Consider the following 19,251-nt stretch of genomic DNA (forward strand, 5'->3'; position numbering starts at 1 on the left):
GCCATGAGCACCACGACTGAAAACCTGGCCGAGGCCCTGACCAGCGGCTCGACCGACCTCCTGCGCTTCGCCACGGCGGGGTCGGTCGACGACGGCAAGTCGACCCTCATCGGCCGCCTGCTGTTCGACTCGAAGACGATCTTCGAGGACCAGCTGGACTCCGTGGAGAGCGTCTCCAAGGATCGCGGCAACGACTACACCGATCTCTCGCTGCTGACCGACGGCCTGCGGGCCGAGCGTGAGCAGGGCATCACGATCGACGTCGCCTACCGCTACTTCGCGACACCGAAGCGCAAGTTCATCATCGCGGACACCCCGGGCCACACCCAGTACACGCGAAACATGGTCACGGGTGCCTCGACGGCGGACGTCGCGCTGATCCTGGTGGACGCGCGCAAGGGCGTCATCGAGCAGTCGCGACGGCACACGTTCCTCGCGACGCTGCTCGGCGTGCCGCACATCGTGGTCTGCGTCAACAAGATGGACCTCGTGGACTACTCGGAGGAGGTCTTCGAGAGCATCCGCCGGGACTTCACCGAGTTCGCCTCGCGCCTGCGGGTCCCGGACCTGACGTTCATCCCGATCTCCGCGCTGGAGGGCGACAACGTCGTCAACCGCTCCGAGAACACCCCGTGGTACGAGGGCTCGCCGCTGCTGAGCCACCTCGAACGCCTGCACGTCGCCTCGGACCGCAACCTCGTGGACGTCCGGTTCCCCGTGCAGTATGTGATTCGCCCCCAGTCGCACGAGTCCCGCGACTACCGCGGCTACGCGGGGACCGTCGCCTCAGGCGTGATGAAGCCGGGCGACCGCGTCATCGCGCTGCCGGCCGGCCTGGAGACGACCATCGAGTCGATCGACACCGCCGACGGCCCGGTCGAGGAGGCCTACCCGCCCATGGCGGTCACGGTGCGCCTCGCCGACGAGATCGACATCTCCCGCGGTGACATGATCGCGCGCCCCAACAACACGCCGGCCTCGCTGCAGAACATCGACGCGCAGATCTGCTGGATGGACGAGTCGGCCCCGCTGACGGTCGGCAAGAAGTACGCGATCAAGCACACCACGCGCTGGGCCCGTGCCATGGTCAAGAACATCAACTACCGCGTGGACGTCAACACCCTGCACCGGGACGAGGACGCGACCGAGATCAAGCTCAACGAGATCGGTCGCATCCAGCTCCGGGTGACCCAGCCGCTGTTCGTCGACCCGTACCAGCAGAACCCGGAGACCGGGTCGTTCATCCTGGTCGACGAGTCCACGAACAAGACCGTCGCCGCAGGCATGGTCGGCGGCCTGCCGCACAGCGCCTGACGGGACATACATCGGCATGCCGGTCTTCACCAAGGACGAGCGCAACGTCCTGTTCATCCATGTGCCCAAGACGGGTGGTTCCTCCGTCGAGAAGCACTTCGTTGGCGCGGGCTGGGAGATGTCCTACCACGACGGCCGGATGGGCAAGGGCAAGCCCAACTATCTGCGGACCTGCACGCCCCAGCACATGCACGGGCAGCTCCTGCAGGAGACGCTACGACTCGGTCGGTTCGACGCGATCTTCATGGTGGTCCGTGACCCCGTCGCGCGCTTCCGGTCCGAGTACGTGATGCGGCACAAGCAGGAGCTCTCGACCACGGCCGACGCCGTGGAGGCGTGGGCGGAGCACAGCTTCGAGCGTTTCGAGCGGAATCCGTTCGTCCACGACAACCACATCCGGCCACAGGTCGAGTTCCTGGTCCGCAAGGCACAGGTCTACCGGCTGGAGGACGGGCTCGACGCCGCGATGGAGGACCTGAACGCGCGGTTCGACCTCGGTGTGCCCACCGAGATCGCGAAGGTCCGCACCAGCGAGAAGACACGAGGCATCTCGAGCGCGGACGTGGAGGTGTCGGAGACTCTCGACGCGCGTCTCGAGAGGTTCTACGCCGAGGACTTCCGGCGCTTCGGCTATCGAGACGTCCCCGGTCCGAGCCCGGTGACCACGCTCGCGACACGGGTGCTGGAGCGGGCGTCGCGCGGGCTGGCCGGGCGCGGGGAGCGCGGCTGATTCCCTGCCGTCCGCGACCCGCTTCTCGGTCTGGGCTCTCGGCCCGCTGGAGGAAGCAGGTGCCGTAGGCTGACCCCGCGTGGTCCCGCGAGCGCTGGGACGTCCGCGGCGACGAAGAGGAGTACGACAGAACATGTCAGTGCGCAGTGCCCAGCGTGGACGCGTCGAGCTGTCCCCCGATCGGCCGAAGAACGCCGCGGGTTCAGGCCGTGTATGGAACTCGATGGTCGTGCCTGAGTGCCGGGTCGTCTTCGTCAACGTGTCCAAGAACGCGAGCACGAGCCTGAAGTGGCTGACGGCCGAGATCAGCGGTCAGGACCCCGCCACCTTCCACTCCGTGATGGGACTGGCACCGACACGTCAGCAGACGATCCACCGTCGCGCGTCATGGGTCGGGGTGCCCAAGCTGTCGGACCTCGACGAGGATACTCTCGGTGAGATCTCGCCGGAGAACGGCTGGTTCGTGTTCGGGGTGGTCCGAGATCCCCGGCTCAGGCTCTGGTCCGCGTGGCAGTCCAAGTTCCTCATCGGCAACCCTCGGCACGCTTGGCACAAGTTCCGCGACGCTCCGTGGATGCCTCGGGTCCCGGAGAACGACGGCGATGTCGTCGACGACTTCACCCGGTTCGTGCAGGCACTGAGCACCCCCGCCGGTGAGGATCTGCTCAGCGACTCCCACTTCAAGCCGCAGACCGAGCTGCTCAACGAGGACGTGGTCCCGTACAGCCACCTGTACGAGGTCGCCGAGCTGCCGCTGATGCTGGAGGACCTGCGGACCCATCTCGAAGGTCAGGGCCTGCCGGGGACGTACGGCCTCACCCGAGAGAACGAGACGCCGCTCTCGGTTTCTGGTCGGGTCTTCGGCAGCGACGTGCTGGAGGTCCTGGACAGCGTCTATGCCGCCGACATCGAGCGTTTTGGTCACCTCTGGGACTTCGACACCGTGCTGGCCAAGGACCCGACGTGGTCGAAGGAAGCCTTCCGCGACATCGCGGGCCGGGTGGCGACGGGGCAGCGTATCGCGGACCTTGCGCTGGGGGCGGAGCAGCTCAGGAACAGCGTCCGTGACCTGGAGAGGGCCCAGCGCGCGGACCAGCGGGAGATCGGCCGGCTCCAGACCAGGATTGCCGATCTCGAGGCGGCACTGGAACGCAGGACACTTCGAGGGTTCCCCGGTGCCGTCGCTGGGCGTGTGCGCCGGACGATTACCGGCGCCTGACGCCGACTCATGCACTGTGCGATCTCCCGACGATGCCGCCGAGTGACCTGGCGTAGCACATTATGATGAACCGCCTAACACGACCGGGTGCACACGGGGAGAAGGATGGGGAAATGATCGGCTCTGCACGAGGGCTGGGCAACCACGAGTTGCCCGCACCGGAGCGCAACTCGTCATGACGGCACCGTTCTCCGTGTGGCTACGGCGACAGGTCGGCAGGTTCGTGCCCGGCCGAGCGCGGCGCCGGGCCACGCCCGCGACCGCGCTACGCCGATCGCGCAAGAGGAGCGTTCAGCTCACGCTGACGGACGACGCGCTGCACCTCACGTTTCACTATGTGCGGCAGGGGTGGCGGGTCGGCGAGGTCTCGGCTGTCCTGCGTGAGAGCGGCACGGTGGTTCGAGCACGAGTGGACGGTGACACCGAGTCTGCCGTCGTGCTTCCCCTTGTGGAGCTGCGCCACCGTGCGGCGCGCAGCGGTGACGTCGCCGATCTCTGGATGCACCTGGTGCCGAACGGTCGGGACGCGGCGCCGGGCAGCTCGTCCGAGGCCCAGGGGCCGGTACGCCTCGGCAACTTCGAGGAGACGGTGCGTCGGGCGCGCCCGAGTGAGTCGAGAACAGCGTCGGAGCAGGTTGTCGTCACGGAGAACGGCAACCTGAGCCTCTCGTTCGGCGACCGCACCCGCCGGAAGTTCCACGTCGAGGTCCGGGAGAGCCCGCACGCCGAGCCCATGCCAGAGTTCGAGGTGGTCCTCCGCTGCGGAGACAGGCGCGCGGTGGACGTCCGAGTCGTCGCCATCTCCCGTGAGAGCGGGAACCGATACGCGTACGGCGGCCGTCTCGTCGACCTCGTCGACGAGTCACGTGCCGCCCGTGGACGCTTCGTGCAGGCGGCGTCGATCATCGTCGACGTCGACGACCTCGTGCCACGTCTCGATGCTCGTGACGAGACGTTGGACCTCTACACCGAGGTCGAGGACGCGGACGGCCACGTGCAGTCGATGCGGATCAAGAGTCAACCCGATGACCGGACTCGTCCGTGGGGTCCGACGCACCGCAGCAGTGAGGTGGTCCAGCTGGTCCCTCACACGACGTTCCGCGGGGCGAACCGGTCGTACCGCGTCGAGCGGATGAGCGAGGACGTATACCGCGAGATCAAGCGTTGGTCCCGCTTCGCACCGTGGTTGCCGTTGGTACGCCCGATTCTCGGCATCTGGCTGATCGGCGAGCTCCCGTACAAGGCGCAGGACAACGGGTATCACCTCTTCCGGTGGATCCGTGAGCACCACCCGCGGCGTCCGGCCTACTACGTGATCGATCCGGACTCACCCGACCGTGGGCGCGTGGAGGGCCTGGGCAACGTGGTCCTTCGGAACTCCCGCGATCACGTGCGTATCGCCTTTCTCGCGAGCAGGCTGGTCGGCACCCACCACGCGGAGTACCTGTTGCCATCGAGGGACCCCCAGGTGATTGCCGGTGCCCGCGGCATCCGGGTGTTCCTCCGGCACGGGATCTCGGGCACCAAGAACATGGTCGCCAACTACGGCCGGTTCGCCCCAGGCTTCTTCACGGATCGTTTCCATGTCAGCTCGGACCGCGAACGCCAGGTCGCCATCAAAGAGTTCGGATACCGCCCCGCACAGGTCAGGGTGACCGGGCTCCCGCGGTTCGACCAGCTGTTGGCTCCGTCGGACCACTCGCCGTCGGGGATCCTCGTGATCCCGACGTGGCGCGAATGGCTGGGCCATCGCGACTCTTTCGGGTCGAGCGAGTACCGCGACCGCTGGCAGGCGTTCCTGTCGCACTCGCAGCTCGCCGAGGCGATACGTGGCGGCCTGCGGGTGACCTTCATCCTGCACCCGAACATGCGTCACTTCACCGACATGTTCCATGCGCCCGGCGTGCAGGTGCTGCAGCAGGGAGAGATCGACGTCCAGACACTCCTGCGCGACCACGCTGCTCTGATCACCGACTATTCGTCGGTCGCCTTCGACTTCGCTCTGCAGCATCGTCCGGTCGTCTACTTCCAGTTCGACCAGGAACGGTTCTTCGGTCCCCACGGCTCGCACCTGGACCTCGAGCGAGACCTGCCTGGTCCGATCGTGCAGGACGTCGACGCTCTGGTCGACGAGGTCGTGCGCGTCGTGGCCACCGGCTTCGCCATGGAGCCGGAGTACGCGGAGCGTTCCGAGAGCATGGTTCGTTACCATGACCGCCGGAACTGTGAGCGCGTCGCGACATCGGTGCGGAGCGCGGGTGGACCGGTCGTGCAGTGGTGGCGGCTGCAAGACCGGCGAGGAGCGCGTGAGCATCCTGCCCACGACTCGACCTAACGATCTTGACGGATCGTGCTCGCCGCTCACCGGAACTCATCATGCCTTTCAAGGACTGGAGCAAGAAATGTCGCTTGACCTCGTAGTTGTCGGTCTCGGATACGTCGGTCTGCCGCTGGCCCAGGAGGCTGCGCGCGCCGGGCTCGCGGTGCGCGGGTTCGACGTGAGTCCTCGGATCATCGACGGGCTGAACGCGGGGAAGTCTCACGTGGACGACCTGTCGGACGACGACGTGCAGGAGATGCTCGACGCGGGTTTCGCGGCGACCTCCGACATCGAGGAGATCCGCGACACCGACGCCGTCGTCATCTGCGTCCCCACGCCGCTCAGCCCGGACGGTGGGCCGGACCTCGGAGCCGTGGTCTCGGCCACCCGCACGGCCGCCGAGGTGCTCCACCCCGGTATGCTGGTCGTGCTCGAGTCGACCACCTACCCGGGGACCACCGAGGAGGTGCTGCGCCCGCTCCTGGAAGAGGGAGGGCTGAGCGCAGAGACGGACTTCCTGCTCGCCTACTCGCCCGAGCGTATCGACCCCGGCAACCCGGTGTACGGGATGAAGAACACGCCGAAGGTCGTCGGAGGTACCACCGAGGCGGCGACGCGGCGCGCCGCCGACCTCTACGGTCGGTTCGTCGACACGGTGGTCGAGGCCAAGGGCGCCCGTGAGGCCGAGACGGCGAAGCTGTTGGAGAACACCTACCGGCACATCAACATCGCGCTGGTGAACGAGATGGCACGGTTCTGCCACGAGCTCGACATCGACCTGTGGGACGTCATCGAGCTCGCGAAGACCAAGCCGTTCGGTTTCCAGGCGTTCTATCCGGGGCCTGGCGTCGGTGGTCACTGCATCCCGATCGACCCGAACTACCTCAGCCACAACGTGCGTTCGCGGCTCGGGTACCCGTTCCGCTTCGTCGAGCTGGCCCAGGAGATCAACGCGACGATGCCGTCGTACGTCGCGCGGCGTGCGCAGGACGCCCTCAACGAGGACTCGAAGGCTCTGCGCGGTTCCAAGGTCCTCATGCTGGGCGTGACGTACAAGCGGAACATCGCCGACCAGCGCGAGTCGCCGGCGATCCCGCTGGCTCACGCTCTGCTGTCCAGCGGTGCGGACCTGCGCTTCCACGACCCTGCGGTCGAGGAGTGGCACGTGAACGGGTCGGTCCTGACGCGCGTCGATGACCTCGAGGCCTCGGTCCGCGACGCCGACCTGGTCATCCTGGTCCAGGACCACTCGGCGTACGACGTCGACGCCCTGGTGGCCCAGTCTCGGCGCTTCTTCGACACGAAGGGGGCTTCGAGCGATCCTCGCGCCGTCCGGTTGTGACGCGTGAACGCCCGTCTTCACCCCCCGCACCATTGTGAGTTGCCTTGTTTGACATCGAAGAACCTGTAGCGGACGTTTCGCTCGTCCTCGTCGTGGACGAATGGAACGCCGAGTCCTTGTCGGGCGTGCTCGAGAACCTCCGTCTGGTGCCGAGGCTGCAGGGAGTGCCGATCACGATCGTCCACCAGCCCGGCTTCGATGCCGCACAGATGCTGGAGGAGGGGTGGGAAATCGACGCTGCCGTGGCGCTGTCGGACTTGGACTCTACAGCGGTCGGGCGGGCTGTCGAAGCCTCGACGAGGTATGCCTGCGTTGCAGTGGTCCCTCGCCCGTCGAAGGTGCCCTCGTGGACGCGCAAGCTTCTGCGAGAGATCGACCGTCTTGACCAGGTCTCCCTGGTGAGTGACGTGCCGTTGCTCGTCTGGACGGAATACTGCACCAAGCAGATCGCTGCGCAATACGTCCATCAAGTGCTGGCGAGCCAGCGGGTTGAGCAGGGCTCCCTCCTGGCCGCGTACCTTGGCCGGTTGGCGTTGGCGGCTGCCACCCCCCTGCTCGAAGCGGTGGACCCGCGGGACGGCGATCTCGAGGTGCTGGCTTTCTTCGCGGCGCAGTTTGTTCCAGGCATGGTGGAACCACCGTGGCGGTACCGATTCGTCCTCACGGGCCCGGCTGGCGACATCGTCCGTTCTGAGCCGACGCGGTTGACCCCTCGGATCGACTCTCGCGGTGTGGTCCGGTGGGAGGAGCTGACGACCAGCCTCTCGCTCAGCATCGCGGGCAACGGTCACAGCAGGTTCATCGTCGAGGTCGACACCGAGGAGCCCTTGCTGCGGCTGCGACGGAACCTCAGGCCCCGCCGCGGTGCATTGATCAGCGCGCGCACGGTGCACATGCCGGTGCCGTCCGCACCGGGTGGCGATTCCGAGCACCCGGTGACCGTGCGCTACCTGCTTCATACCACCGGAGACGGCAGTGCCGCGTATGTCACGTCGCAGATCGGCACCGGATGGCGCGCCAAGGTCCGCTGGGCAGCGACGCTCCTCAAAAAGGATGCGGGTTTCATCCTTCGTGGGCCCAAGCGTCGGCAGATGCGCTGGCTGCGTTTCGTGCGGCTCGTGACCAGCCCCATCCTCGCCGGACGACAGATCTGGTTGATCGGGGAGCGGACGGACACCGCGCAGGACAATGGGCTGCATCTCTTTAAGCACATGCGCGAGGCGCACCCGAAGCGGGCCGTTTACTACGTGATCGACAGGGCCAGCCCGCAGTACGAGCGTGTGGCGACGTACGGCAACGTCGTCGCCCACTCGTCCTGGCAACATCAGTTGCTGATGTTGCACGCCGCCGTGCTCGCTAATGCCTACTCGATCCGCTACCTCATCCCGGCAAGCTGGGGTGCGGGCAGCTATACGCGCCACCTCGTCTGGCGGGTCGGTGCGCTCCGGGTGTATCTCAAGCACGGCGTGCACCTGAGCCCCAACGCCGTGAAGCGGGGGACCACCGGCTACGACCTGTGCCTGACGGTCATGCCAGGAGAGACTGCAGCGCTGCGTGCGTCGTCCGGGTACGACAAGCAGCTCGTCGAAGTTGGGATGCCCCGCTATGACGCGCTGACGCCCACCCCGCCAAGCCGCACTCTGCTCTTCATGCCGACGTGGCGCAAGTACCTCGTGACCAAGGTTCTCGACGGGGCAGAGGAGGGAGAGATGCCATACGAGGGCTCGACCTACGAGCGCTTTATGACGGGCTTCCTGGAGAGTCGACGATTGCATGAGCTGCTCGAAAAGTACGACTACCGGCTTACGTTCCTACCGCACTACAACATGGCCTCCCGGTTTGAGGGTGCTGCCGTCGCTGGCGATCGCATCGAGATCGCGGACGCCGACAACGTGACGTTTCAAGATCTCATCCGCGGCTGTGACGCGTTCATCACGGACTATTCATCGGTGCACTTCGACGTCGCCTATGTGGGGACACCGATCGTCTATGCCCGTTTCGACGAGGAGGAGTTCGAGACCAAGCACTCGTCGCCGTCCTGGTTTGACTACGAGACCGATGGTTTCGGCCCCGTCGTCCGCAGCCTCGACCAGACCTTGGACGCGGTCGAGCACTTGCTGGAGCAGGGTTGCGCGCCCGATTCGTATTACGCGGCACGCGTGAATGCCGCATTCCCTTCGCGGGACCAGCAGAACTGCGCCCGGACCGTCGCTGCGATCGACTCGCACGTCGCGCAACAGTGAAGACCGTAGCGTGACCGTGGAGATCTCCCGTCCGTCGCGGAGTTCTCAGCGAGAGGTGACTGCCTGCTCACCGTCAGTGTTTCGGGGATCGGCGTCCCCGAACTCGACGCGGAGAGCGCCCTCTGCGGACAGGTCAAGGAGGAGCCGGGCGTAGGCCCTCTCATAAGCCTCACCGAGTCGCCGGTCCCACTCCGGCACGAGGGCAGGCAGGTGGCCTGGGTTCTGCGTGACTTCTCCAAAGATGAGGCCGTCGTCGGTCTCGTAGAAGTCGAGTCGTGCCAACGGTCGTCGGATCGCCTTTGAGAGTTTGGCGCTGACGTTGATGACCTCATCGAGGTCGGCCGGCTTCCGGAGTTGGTCACCCGCGTCGATGAGGGCTCGAACGTTGAACAGTTCGGTGCCGTCCGCGAGGAAGGTTCTGGCCTGCGAGGTCACCTCCTTTGCGCGGGACCAGTCGCCGGTGCGCACTTCGAGGTATACGGGCTCTCCGTAGAAGCAGAAGACCTTGATATCACTGGGAATCGATCCAGGACCTGCGCCCTGTGCCGTGAGGAACTCTTCGGCGAAGTACTGGGAGCGGCTCTGGTGCTTGGCCCACAGTTTGCCGGTGACCTCCTCGCGCGTGGTGCGCTCGCCGGTCAACATGTCCGTATAGCCGTCGGCGGAGTCCCGGACGAGTGGGAACACGTTCACACCGCCGCCGCCGACGCTGCTCTTGATGACGAATCGGTCCGGCAGGGAGTCCCAGTCGACCGTGTCAGGGTCGGGCCATCGTCCGAGTACCTGTGGCACGCGGACGCCGTGCTGAGCAGCAAACCGTTGGGCCGTCAGCTTGCTGTAGAGCTGCAGGATCGGTTCGTCGAGCCCTTCGCGGTCGTTGACGCCCCGTGTGTTGTGCCGCCTGTGCATACGCGCTGCGAGAGAGTACGACGGCACGCCGAGCGCGAGTTCCGGGTCAGGCGCGTCACCGACCGTCCGCTCGATCGGCGACTTGGTCTCCTCGGTGAGAATCGTGACCTGGGCCCTTAGAGTCTCGATCTGGTCGCGCCGCCGCTGCGTCGCGCGACGGGTCCGGTCAAGCTTCGCGCGTGCACGTTCCAGCGTCGACGGACGAGACCTGTCTGCGTTCACGAGGACTCCTCTGGGATGAATGTTCCCCCGGGCACGCGATTGTCCAACGCGCCCGCGCGGTACGGCTGGAGCAGCATCCGGGCGTGGGCGCTGTCGAAGAGTTGACCGAGTCGAAGATCCCACTCGGGGACCAGGACAGGGATGCGGTCGGGGTCGACGTCGATGCGACTGAGGACGGGCCCCTCGACTCCTTCGTGCCACAGCACCTGCACGTAAGGCCGGGGGATGTGCTGAGACAAGGTGGCGGACCATTTGCACAGCTCTGCCACCGCAGCGATCAGGGGGATTTCCTGGCTGTGGTTCGAAGCGGCGCGGATGTCGCCGAGATCCTGTTGCATGTTGTCGAGGTGCCGGACGAGGTCGTCCTGTCGAATTTCGACGAGCCCGACGGTGCCGTGGAACGCGTGCACCACGATCGTTGGAGAGCCAGGCGCGGGCGCTGACGAGACTCTGCTCGGTACGCCGTGGGATCGAGCGAACTGCGCCGTGCGCTCGGGGTCGGAGAAGATCGTGCCTGCACCGTCGAGCCCGGCCAAGGGGTCTTCAGCCCGGCGGTGGATGCGCTGGAAGAGCCGTGCGCCGGCGACGAAGCTGGGAACGCCGGTGGTCTTCTCGACCCGGGAGCGGGGCATCGTCCGCCGGCCTGCGCGTTCTCCGAGAACTTGCTGGAGCCGACGTCGTTCGGCCAGCAGTTCCGATCGCTCGGCGTCCAGTGCAGACAGTTCCTCCCGGGCGTCGGTCACCTGCTGCTTGGTCTCGATCAGCTCGTTGTCGGGCATGGGCGGAACAGTGCTGCGAGAGTCGGCGGACTGCTGCCGATCCTTCGATAGCCAGCGCAGGAACCTGTTTGATCGGGTCGGCAATTCCCACCTCACGTCGGTATCGAAGAAAGCCACATGATACAGCGCACCCAGTTGTCCGGTGCCGCTCATGATCAGCAAGGGTGCCAGCCAACGAGCACCTTCCATGATGCGGGTCGCTGGCGGGAAGGGTGTCCCGACCAGGTCAAGAGACCTGTTCGACCATCGGAACCAGCTCGGCGCGTACTCGGTCGGTCAGTGTGCGGACATAGGTGTCGGTGAGGTGCGAGGTCTGCCGGTAGAGCAAGACGTTGCCGATGACCGGTACGCACGGGTCGTCGGGGCAGATCTCCGAGCGCATGTCGATCACCTGGGTTCCGGGCACCTGTTTCGCGGCAGGTTCCTGAGCTAGGGCACCGCTACGGCTGATGCCGTGCTTCAGGTCGAAGGCGCAGGCGGAGAGGTCGTCCGGATGCTCCGTGACGCACTCGTACACCGCCATGCTCGGGTTCGGATTGTCCAGCAACACGACGAGTGGGATGCCGGTCTCGGTGAGCGCAGTCCATCGCCTCACCATCGCCTCGACCATCGCATCGACGGACCGGCTCTCGACGTCGTCCTGGTCAGCCATGACGTCGTTGACGCGCTGCGAGGTGAGGACGAGGTCCGGGTCCAGCTCGACGACCCTGTCGAAGACGGCATCGTTCCAGGCGGCGCAGGATTCGTAGGGCTCACCCTTGTTGACCTGCATACCGTCGTGGAAGCCGCACGCCGACTTGGTGTAGGAGACGATCCGCCAGCCTTGGTCCTGGGCGATCTCGTCGAGGGCCGTGTACCACTGCATGATCTTCGAGTCGCCGACGACGGCGATCGTGAGGTCGCCCTCGACGTCACCCCACTCGCACGGCACGGGGTCAGGCGACTCCTGGTCGACCTGGCACTCCCGCGGGTAGGGGGGAACATCGTCCACGGCGAGGACGGCGTCGGGGACGAACCAGTCGACGGCGGCCAGGCTGGCCGTGGTTCCGGGCTCGGGTTCAGCGCCGGACCCGATCACCGATGCTCCCTGTGCCTGCCGGTCGGCCCCACCGCCGCTGCTCGACGGGACGAGGAGGACGAGGCCCAGACCGGCCACCACTCCGATCGCGGTGAAGTTCGCACCGACAGACAGGCTCAGGCGGTTGGACTTCAAGGCAGGCGCGAACCTGACGGGATTCTCGACCAACCTGTACGAGAGGTAGGCCGGGATGAACGACGCGGCGACGACGAGGAGGCCGCGGCGTGCGCCGAGGTCACCCCAGTAGGCGGTTGCAGTGACGATGAGCGGCCAGTGCCACAGGTACAGCGAGTACGACAGTCCGCCGATCCATACGGCGGGACGCCAGGAGAGGATGCCGGCGACCCCGGCACGGCCCGACGTGTAGCCAGCGATGATCATCGCCGCCGTGCCGAGTGTCGGGACCAGTGCCGCGTACCCGGGCCACGCTGTACTGGTGGTGAACGCGACACCACTCGTCACGACCGCGGCGAGACCGGTCCAGCCGAGGGCGATGGCAGCAGGGCGGGGCACTCGCTGCCAGGTCGTGGCCCCGATCGCTGCCAGGGCACCGATCCCCAGCTCCCACAAGCGGGTGGGCGTGACGAAGAAGGCGGTGGCCGGACTGCTCGCCGTCAGATAGACCGAGTAGGCGAAGGACGGGACGATCACGGCCATGATGCCGACCGTCAGCACCGGACGGAGTCGCAGGTGTCCCCGGCGGCGCAGCCACCACGCGAGCGCTACGAGCAGCAGCGGCCAGACGATGTAGAACTGCTCCTCGACGGCGAGGGACCAGAAGTGCTGCACGGGCGAGGCGCCGACGTCCTCCGCGAGATAGTCGACAGAGCGGTCGGCGAGCCGCCAGTTCACCACGTAGAGGGCTGCCGAGACGATGTCCATCCCGAAAGCCCGCCAGTCCACGGCCGAGACGGTCCACCATGTGAGGATCGCCGTGGCGACGAGCACGAGGCCGGTCGCCGGCAGAAGCCGCTTGGCTCGCCTCGCGTAGAACCTCGACAACGAGATCCGACCCGTGCTCTCGAGCTCCCGGATCAGCAGGCCGGTGATGAGAAAGCCCGAGATCACGAAGAAGACGTCGACGCCGACGAATCCGCCCGGGAGCTGCCGCACGCCTGCGTGGTAGACGAGAACGAGCCCGATGGCAATGGCACGCATGCCCTCGATGTCGGGCCGGAAGACGTTAGCCGGTCGCCCAGTGGCGGAACCGGAACTGGTGTCACTACTGGTCAAGTCGCTGAGATCCTCTTGGCTCGGTCAACCGGACAGGAACTCTCGTCGCCCGGCCCGTCGTGCGCCCGACATCCTACAAGTTCCCTCTGGGCACCCGTGCACGCCATCGGCGAGGTGGCCGGTCGGCTGGAAGGTGGTCCACGCAGGAGCCCGTGTGGCCCTCCGTGGCTCGCGGCGATCCAGTGACCTGGCGAAGGTCTGTGACGTAGTCAGGGTACCGCGCTGGCCGACCTGGACGCGTGGTATCGGTGGGCCGCTTGATGTCTAGCTGCTGACCGATCCATCGTAGAGGTCGTCAAAGTACGAGCGGTAGCGCTTGAAGACGAAGCTGTCCTCGATGCGCAGCATCGCTTCCTCGTTGCGAAGCAGCGAAGGGCTCGTCAGGTTGTGCGATCCGGTGATGACCGTCTCTTGCCAGCGACCATTGTATTTCGCATCGATGATAAGGATCTTGTTGTGCAGGTTCGGCACCCGCCGAACTTTCGAGTTGTTGAGGTTGTAGCCGCCTGAGGTGTTGACCTGAGCCCACAGCTCGTGGTCTTGCTTGCGCACGAGGACCTTGACGTTGCAGCCCATGACGTCCTCCATGTACGCGAGGCGATTGCGCACCTCCTCGCGGGGCCCTGTGAAGAGGCTGGCGGTAACCCAAATCTTCTTGTCGCCGTCCCGGCATTCGGTGACGTTCCTCAGTATCGCCAGGTAGACGTCGAAGTCGGTGCGCGGGAACGCGTACGCCTTGACCCGGCTTCCGGTAGCGGTGCGGTCGGAGTTCGACCATGTGTCGCCCGCGTGGGTCCAAGATCCGCCTCGCATCCGGTTCCAGTACCCGAGATAGAATTCGTAGATCGAGGCGTTGTTCTTCACGATGACCAGGTCGTTGGTTCTCTTGAGCATCGAGTCCGTGAGATTGCTTGACGTTTGCGCGACATACCGGTCGGGGCCAATTTCGAGGAGGAAGAACTTTGTGTGGTTGATCTTGTCGCCGAGGCATCCGTCGACGCATACTCGAACGGGCACGCCCCCGGCCTGCAAGATCTTGTAGGGCCTTTCCGGCTCGGCGGCGTCGTCGACGACGACCTGGACGTTGACCCCACGGTCCTTCGCCTCGACCAGGTCGCGTGCGATTCCGGTCTGGTTCCAGAGATACATCGACACGCGGATCTTGTCGCCGCGCTTCGTGGACGAAACGAGTTCACGCAGGCGATGAACAATCGTTCGATCCTCGCCGCCAGGTGGCGGATCGGTGAAGCAAGTCTCGTAGGCGCCACTGCGAGAGCAGCCGGAATCTGCAAGTGCCTCCGGGGGAGGTGTCGTGAAGGCGAGTGCAAGAGCGAGGGTGGTTGTCAGTGCTGCGCTGACGATGGATTTTCGGGACGTCGTCGTCATTGTTCGAGGTCTCCTCTGTAGGGTGGCCAGAGTTTAGTGGCGACCGATGGGCTGCGCGAGCCTGCCGTGGCGTGTTGTCGACGTACGATAAAAGGCCGGGTGATGGTCGCCCGTTGATGTGAGGGGTGCACATGGTCGGTTCGCCGCTAGGTTCGGACGCGCGTCGGAAACTCCGCTCGACCGGAGGCAGGCTGATCCGCCGGATGGGCTTGCTCCCGGGAGGCGTGCCGGACGGCCTGGGCGAGGACGAGGTGCTGCAGGGCACGACGCTCTCGGCGCGCGCGGTGGTGTTCTTCGGTGACCCGCCCGAGAGCATGTACCAGATCCGTCAGTGGTACACCGCCTTGGAGGCCCTGGACCAGCGCGTCCCCCTGGTCGTCGTCGCGGGCGACTCGCGGACGGCCAGACTTCTTCGTGCCGAGTCCTCGCTCCGTGTGGTGGTCGTGGCGCAGCACGCCACCCTCGACGAGATCCTCACGGGCAGCGACGTGCGGCTCGCCCTCTACGTCAACCACAGCCCGCAGAACTTCACGATGCTGAGCTTTGGTGGTCTGGTGCACGTCTCGTTGTTGCACGGCGACTCGGACAAGACGGTCTCCGTGTCGAATCAGCACAAGGCGTACGACCTCGTCTTCGTGGCCGGCCGCGCCGCCGTCGACCGCTTCGCCCGCCACCTGCCGTACTTCGACGCCGAGGCGAGGTGCGTGCTCGTCGGGCGTCCGCAGCTCGACGCACTCGGCCCGGACCCGGTCTCCCGCGCGTCGACGGAACGGTCGACCATCCTCTATGCGCCCACGTGGGAGGGCGCCAACCCCTCGGTGGCCTACGGTTCGATCGACGTCCTGGGGCCCGAGCTGGCCCGCGCGGTGGTCGCGGAACCCGGACTCAGGCTGCTCTACCGGCCCCACCCGCTGACCGGTGTGCGCTCGCCGGCCTACGCCGCGGCCGACGCCGAGGTGCGGGAGATCGTCGCGGCAGCCGCCGCGGCGGACCCGGGCGCGGGGCACGCCGTGCGCACCACGGGCGAGCTGGCTGCCGCCTTCGCCGAGGCCGAAGCGCTCGTCTGCGACATCTCGGCCGCGGCCACGGAGTGGTTGCCCACGCTCCGGCCGCTGGTCGTCACCGACGTCGCGGCGCCCTGGGCAGCCGTGGCATCGACGCCGTTGCTCCAGGTCGCTCCCCGCCTGCGCGTCGACGACGTCGAGGACGTCGCCGCGCTGCTGCGCACGGAGACGGCTGAGGATCCAGGGCGGGAGGAACGTCGTCGGCTCGTCGAGTACTACCTCGGTGACGTGACACCGGGGGCGTCCTTGAAGCGGTTCGTGATGGCCTGTGAGGCAGCCATCGAGGGTCACGAGGATGAGCTGGAACGGCTCGACGAGGTGAGGAGTGACGACGGTTCCGGACGGCGCGAGGGAGGCGAGGCGTCCAATGGCATCAGGCGGCACTAGAACCCAGGCGGGGAGCGGGGTTTGGTTGCGCATGAGAATCGTTCTCCGTAAGGTTCCGTCGCGTGCCGTCCCCACTCTCGCTGCGACGTCCGCGCGCTGCCGACCTCGCTGCCGGGCGCCCCGCCCCCGGTAGCGCTCGTCGTCGCCTGACGCGCCGGACGTCGTTGGTCTGCGGCGGTCTCGTGCTGGCCCTGGGTCTGCTCGTCGTGGTCTCGGGTGCCGTGGGGTCGGTGGCGGTCACCACGACCCAGGCCGCCCAGATCGTGATCGGGCACCTCGTGCCCGGGATGCCGTGGATGTCGGACGGTTCTCTCACCCCGCTGCAGGACCAGGCGGTGTGGCAGTTCCGCCTGCCCCGGGCGCTGCTGGCAGGCCTGGCGGGCGCCGGCCTGGCCCTGGCGGGCGCCCTGATGCAGGTCACGGTGCGCAACCCCCTGGCCGAGCCCTACATCCTGGGGGTGTCGTCCGGTGCCAGTGTGGGTGCGGTGCTGGTCATCGTCTTCGGTTCCGCCGCGCTCGGCGGGCTGTCGCTGAACCTCGCGGCGTTCGCCGGCGCGCTGGGGGCGTGCCTGTGCGTCGCCGCGCTGGCCCGCAAGGACGGCGCGTTGTCGCCCACGCGCATGATCCTGGCCGGGGTGGCCCTGGGAACGTTGTTCAGTGCGATCACGAGCTACCTGACGATCTCCACCAGCGCCCAGAACGTCGTGAGCGTGCTGTTCTTCCTGCTCGGCAGCGTGTCGGCGGCGACGATGTCGAGCCTGACCGGCCCGGTTCTCGCGCTGGCGGCGGCGGTCGTGGTGGCCGCGCTGCTGGCCCGGTCCCTGAATGCGCTGATGACCGGGGACGAGTCGGCGGTGTCGTTGGGGGTGGATGCCACCCGCCTGCGCGGGTTGCTGCTGGTGGTGGCGTCGCTGCTGACGGGCACCGTGGTCTCGGTGGCGGGCGGGATCGGGTTCGTCGGGCTCGTCGTGCCGCACGTCGCCCGCATCGTGGTCGGCGCCGACCACCGGCGGATGCTGCCGGTCACGGTCCTCGGCGGTGCGGCGTTCCTCATGGGAGCCGACCTGCTGGCGCGCACGGTGGCGTCGCCCACCGAGATCCCGCTCGGGATCCTCACGGCGTTCGTCGGCGCGCCGTTCTTCCTGTGGCTGATGCGCCGGGGCGGGGCGGAACGTGCGGGGTTCGGCCGATGAGGGTGGAGTTCGACGCCGTCACCGTGGCCCTCGGTGGCCGGGACGTGGTGCGACAGGCCTCTCTCGTGGTCGAGCCGGGCACCGTCGTCGGCCTGGTCGGGCCGAACGGCAGCGGCAAGTCGTCGCTGCTGCGCGCGCTCTACCGCGCGGTGCGACCGCGGCGCGGCGCCTGCCGGATCGACGGGCGCGACGTCCGGGACCTGAGCGGCCGGCAGGCGGCCCGGGCGGTGGCGGTGATGCTCCAGGACCCGCCCACCGACTTCGACCTCAGCGTCGAGGAGACGGTCATGCTCGGCCGGGTCCCGCACCACGCCTCGTTCGGCAGGGACACCACCGAGGACGTGGAGGTGGTGGCGGACGCGATGCGCCGCGCCGAGGTCACCGACCTCGCCGACCGCATGGTCGCGACGTTGTCCGGCGGGCAGCGGCAGCGCGTGATGCTCGCGCGGGCCCTGGCTCAGCAGAGCAGCGTGATGGTGCTCGACGAGCCGAGCAACCACCTGGACATCAGCCATCAGCACGAGCTCCTGAGCACGGTGCGGGGCCTGGGCCGCACCGTGATCGCCGCCCTGCACGACCTGAACCTCGCGGCCCAGTACTGCGACCGCGTCGTCGTGCTCGACGGCGGCCGGGTGGTCGCCGCGGGTCCGCCGCGGCAGGTCTTCACCCCGGAGCTGATCCGCTCGACGTTCCGCGTCGACGTGCGGGTGCTCGGCGGCCACGACGACCCGGTGTTCGCGTTCCGTCGGCTCGACACGGCCGACGACCTCACCCTCGCTCCACCCATCGATCTCCCAGCAGAAAGCAGCATCTCCTCATGACCTCCCGACCTCTCCCTCGCTCCGTCGCGATCGCCACGCTGACCACCACGGCACTGCTGGTGGCCGGGTGCGGGTCCTCCGTCACCCCGGAAGCGGGCCAGAGCGACGCCGACGCCGGCACCGCGGTGACGCTGGAGAACTGCGGCCGGGACGTGACCATCGCGGACGCCCCCGAGGCCGCCGTCGGCATGCACCCCGCCCAGACGCAGCTGCTGCTGCGCCTGGGGCTGGCCGACCGGCTCGCGGGTCAGGCGCAGGCCGCGGCGCAGGCGCTGCCGGAGGACGTCGCCCCGCTCGCCGAGGACGTCCCGGTGATCGGCGGCGTCATGCCGCCGAGCCGGGAGGACCTCCTCGCCGTCGAGCCGGACTTCGTCTACTCGCCCACCACGTACGAGTTCACCGCGGAGCAGGGCTTCGCGAGCATCGAGCAGCTCGAGCAGGCGGACGCGGCCGTCTACGTCGCCACCGGCGGGTGCTTCGACCGTCGCATGACCGGTGAGGTGACGGACCTGTTCGTCGACCTGGAGAACCTCGGCGAGATCTTCGGTGTCCAGGCCGAGGCCGCCGACCTCATCGCCGAGAGCCAGGCGGAGCTGGACGAGGTCGCCGCGGCGATCGACGGTGTCGAGCCGCTGCGTGTCGCCCAGGTCTACGTCGAGGGCACCACGCTCCAGGCCATCGGCGCCGGCATCGAGCACGACATCCTCGGGCTGGCCGGCGCCGACAACGTCTACGGCCCCGACGAGCCGATGTTCGCCGAGTTCTTCGCCGCGACGATCACCCCGGAGTCACTGGCCGCCGAGGAGCCCGACGCCCTGGTGTTCGCGGTCTACGACGAGGAGCACGAGGCCGCGACCCGCGACTACCTGACGACCACGTTCCCGGACATGCCGGCCGTGCAGGACGACCGGCTGATCGTCGTCTCCAGCTCCGACGTGTTCCCCGGGACGCTGGGCAACATCGCGATCGTCCGTGACATCGCCGAGCAGCTCTACCCCGACGCGTTCTGAC

At 67.3% G+C, this 19,251-nt stretch carries 14 protein-coding genes; 10 read left to right on the plus strand and 4 right to left on the minus strand.

All coding sequences use genetic code 11. The features are described 5' to 3' along the window. Positions 1 to 3 precede the first annotated feature (3 nt). From cysN to PZC42_RS07905, 6 genes are all read left to right on the plus strand, one after another. Positions 4 to 1,314: a sulfate adenylyltransferase subunit CysN gene (gene cysN, locus PZC42_RS07880; protein WP_277209741.1), complete on the plus strand. Its 1,311-nt coding sequence runs from the start codon at positions 4 to 6 to the stop codon at positions 1,312 to 1,314. Between the two features lie 16 nt (positions 1,315 to 1,330). After that, the gene (locus PZC42_RS07885) at positions 1,331 to 2,044 is read left to right on the plus strand and encodes a sulfotransferase family 2 domain-containing protein (RefSeq protein ID WP_277209743.1); all 714 of its coding nucleotides are present in this window, start codon (positions 1,331 to 1,333) and stop codon (positions 2,042 to 2,044) included. A 133-nt stretch (positions 2,045 to 2,177) separates the two neighbouring features. Beyond that, entirely contained in the window at positions 2,178 to 3,263 is a 1,086-nt protein-coding gene (locus tag PZC42_RS07890) for a sulfotransferase family 2 domain-containing protein (protein ID WP_277209745.1), read from the plus strand. Positions 3,264 to 3,438: 175 nt separating this feature from the next. Next, complete coding sequence (locus PZC42_RS07895) at positions 3,439 to 5,598, plus strand: CDP-glycerol glycerophosphotransferase family protein (RefSeq protein WP_277209747.1); 2,160 nt, start codon at positions 3,439 to 3,441, stop codon at positions 5,596 to 5,598. Between the two features lie 67 nt (positions 5,599 to 5,665). Continuing rightward, the gene (locus PZC42_RS07900) at positions 5,666 to 6,925 is read left to right on the plus strand and encodes a nucleotide sugar dehydrogenase (protein ID WP_277209749.1); all 1,260 of its coding nucleotides are present in this window, start codon (positions 5,666 to 5,668) and stop codon (positions 6,923 to 6,925) included. A gap of 44 nt (positions 6,926 to 6,969) precedes the next feature. Next, positions 6,970 to 9,168, plus strand: a complete 2,199-nt coding sequence (locus PZC42_RS07905) for a CDP-glycerol glycerophosphotransferase family protein (RefSeq protein ID WP_277209751.1) — start codon at positions 6,970 to 6,972, stop codon at positions 9,166 to 9,168. 45 nt (positions 9,169 to 9,213) lie between these two features. Here the strand turns inward: PZC42_RS07905 and PZC42_RS07910 are convergent, their stop codons facing one another. The 4 genes from PZC42_RS07910 to PZC42_RS07925 form a co-directional block, all read right to left on the minus strand. Then, entirely contained in the window at positions 9,214 to 10,299 is a 1,086-nt protein-coding gene (locus tag PZC42_RS07910) for an ATP-grasp fold amidoligase family protein (RefSeq protein WP_277209753.1), read from the minus strand. Further along, complete coding sequence (locus tag PZC42_RS07915; RefSeq protein ID WP_277209755.1) at positions 10,296 to 11,231, minus strand: hypothetical protein; 936 nt, start codon at positions 11,229 to 11,231, stop codon at positions 10,296 to 10,298. The genes PZC42_RS07910 and PZC42_RS07915 overlap by 4 nt, the downstream gene beginning before the upstream one ends. A gap of 73 nt (positions 11,232 to 11,304) precedes the next feature. Beyond that, positions 11,305 to 13,314: an acyltransferase family protein gene (locus PZC42_RS07920; protein ID WP_368860264.1), complete on the minus strand. Its 2,010-nt coding sequence runs from the start codon at positions 13,312 to 13,314 to the stop codon at positions 11,305 to 11,307. A gap of 339 nt (positions 13,315 to 13,653) precedes the next feature. After that, complete coding sequence (locus tag PZC42_RS07925) at positions 13,654 to 14,775, minus strand: phospholipase D-like domain-containing protein (protein ID WP_277209759.1); 1,122 nt, start codon at positions 14,773 to 14,775, stop codon at positions 13,654 to 13,656. Positions 14,776 to 14,978: 203 nt separating this feature from the next. On the opposite strand from PZC42_RS07925, the gene PZC42_RS07930 reads away from it, so the two are divergent. From PZC42_RS07930 to PZC42_RS07945, 4 genes are all read left to right on the plus strand, one after another. After that, the gene (locus PZC42_RS07930; protein ID WP_277209761.1) at positions 14,979 to 16,226 is read left to right on the plus strand and encodes a CDP-glycerol glycerophosphotransferase family protein; all 1,248 of its coding nucleotides are present in this window, start codon (positions 14,979 to 14,981) and stop codon (positions 16,224 to 16,226) included. 62 nt (positions 16,227 to 16,288) lie between these two features. Beyond that, entirely contained in the window at positions 16,289 to 17,419 is a 1,131-nt protein-coding gene (locus tag PZC42_RS07935; RefSeq protein WP_277209763.1) for a FecCD family ABC transporter permease, read from the plus strand. Next, the gene (locus tag PZC42_RS07940; RefSeq protein ID WP_277209765.1) at positions 17,416 to 18,240 is read left to right on the plus strand and encodes an ABC transporter ATP-binding protein; all 825 of its coding nucleotides are present in this window, start codon (positions 17,416 to 17,418) and stop codon (positions 18,238 to 18,240) included. The genes PZC42_RS07935 and PZC42_RS07940 overlap by 4 nt, the downstream gene beginning before the upstream one ends. Continuing rightward, on the plus strand, positions 18,237 to 19,250 hold the full coding sequence (locus PZC42_RS07945) for an ABC transporter substrate-binding protein (RefSeq protein ID WP_277209767.1): 1,014 nt from the start codon (positions 18,237 to 18,239) through the stop codon (positions 19,248 to 19,250). Before PZC42_RS07940 ends, PZC42_RS07945 begins: the two co-directional genes overlap by 4 nt. Position 19,251 lies beyond the last annotated feature (1 nt).

This window comes from Isoptericola croceus (assembly GCF_029382255.1).
GTDB classification, from domain to species: Bacteria; Actinomycetota; Actinomycetes; order Actinomycetales; family Cellulomonadaceae; genus Isoptericola; species Isoptericola croceus.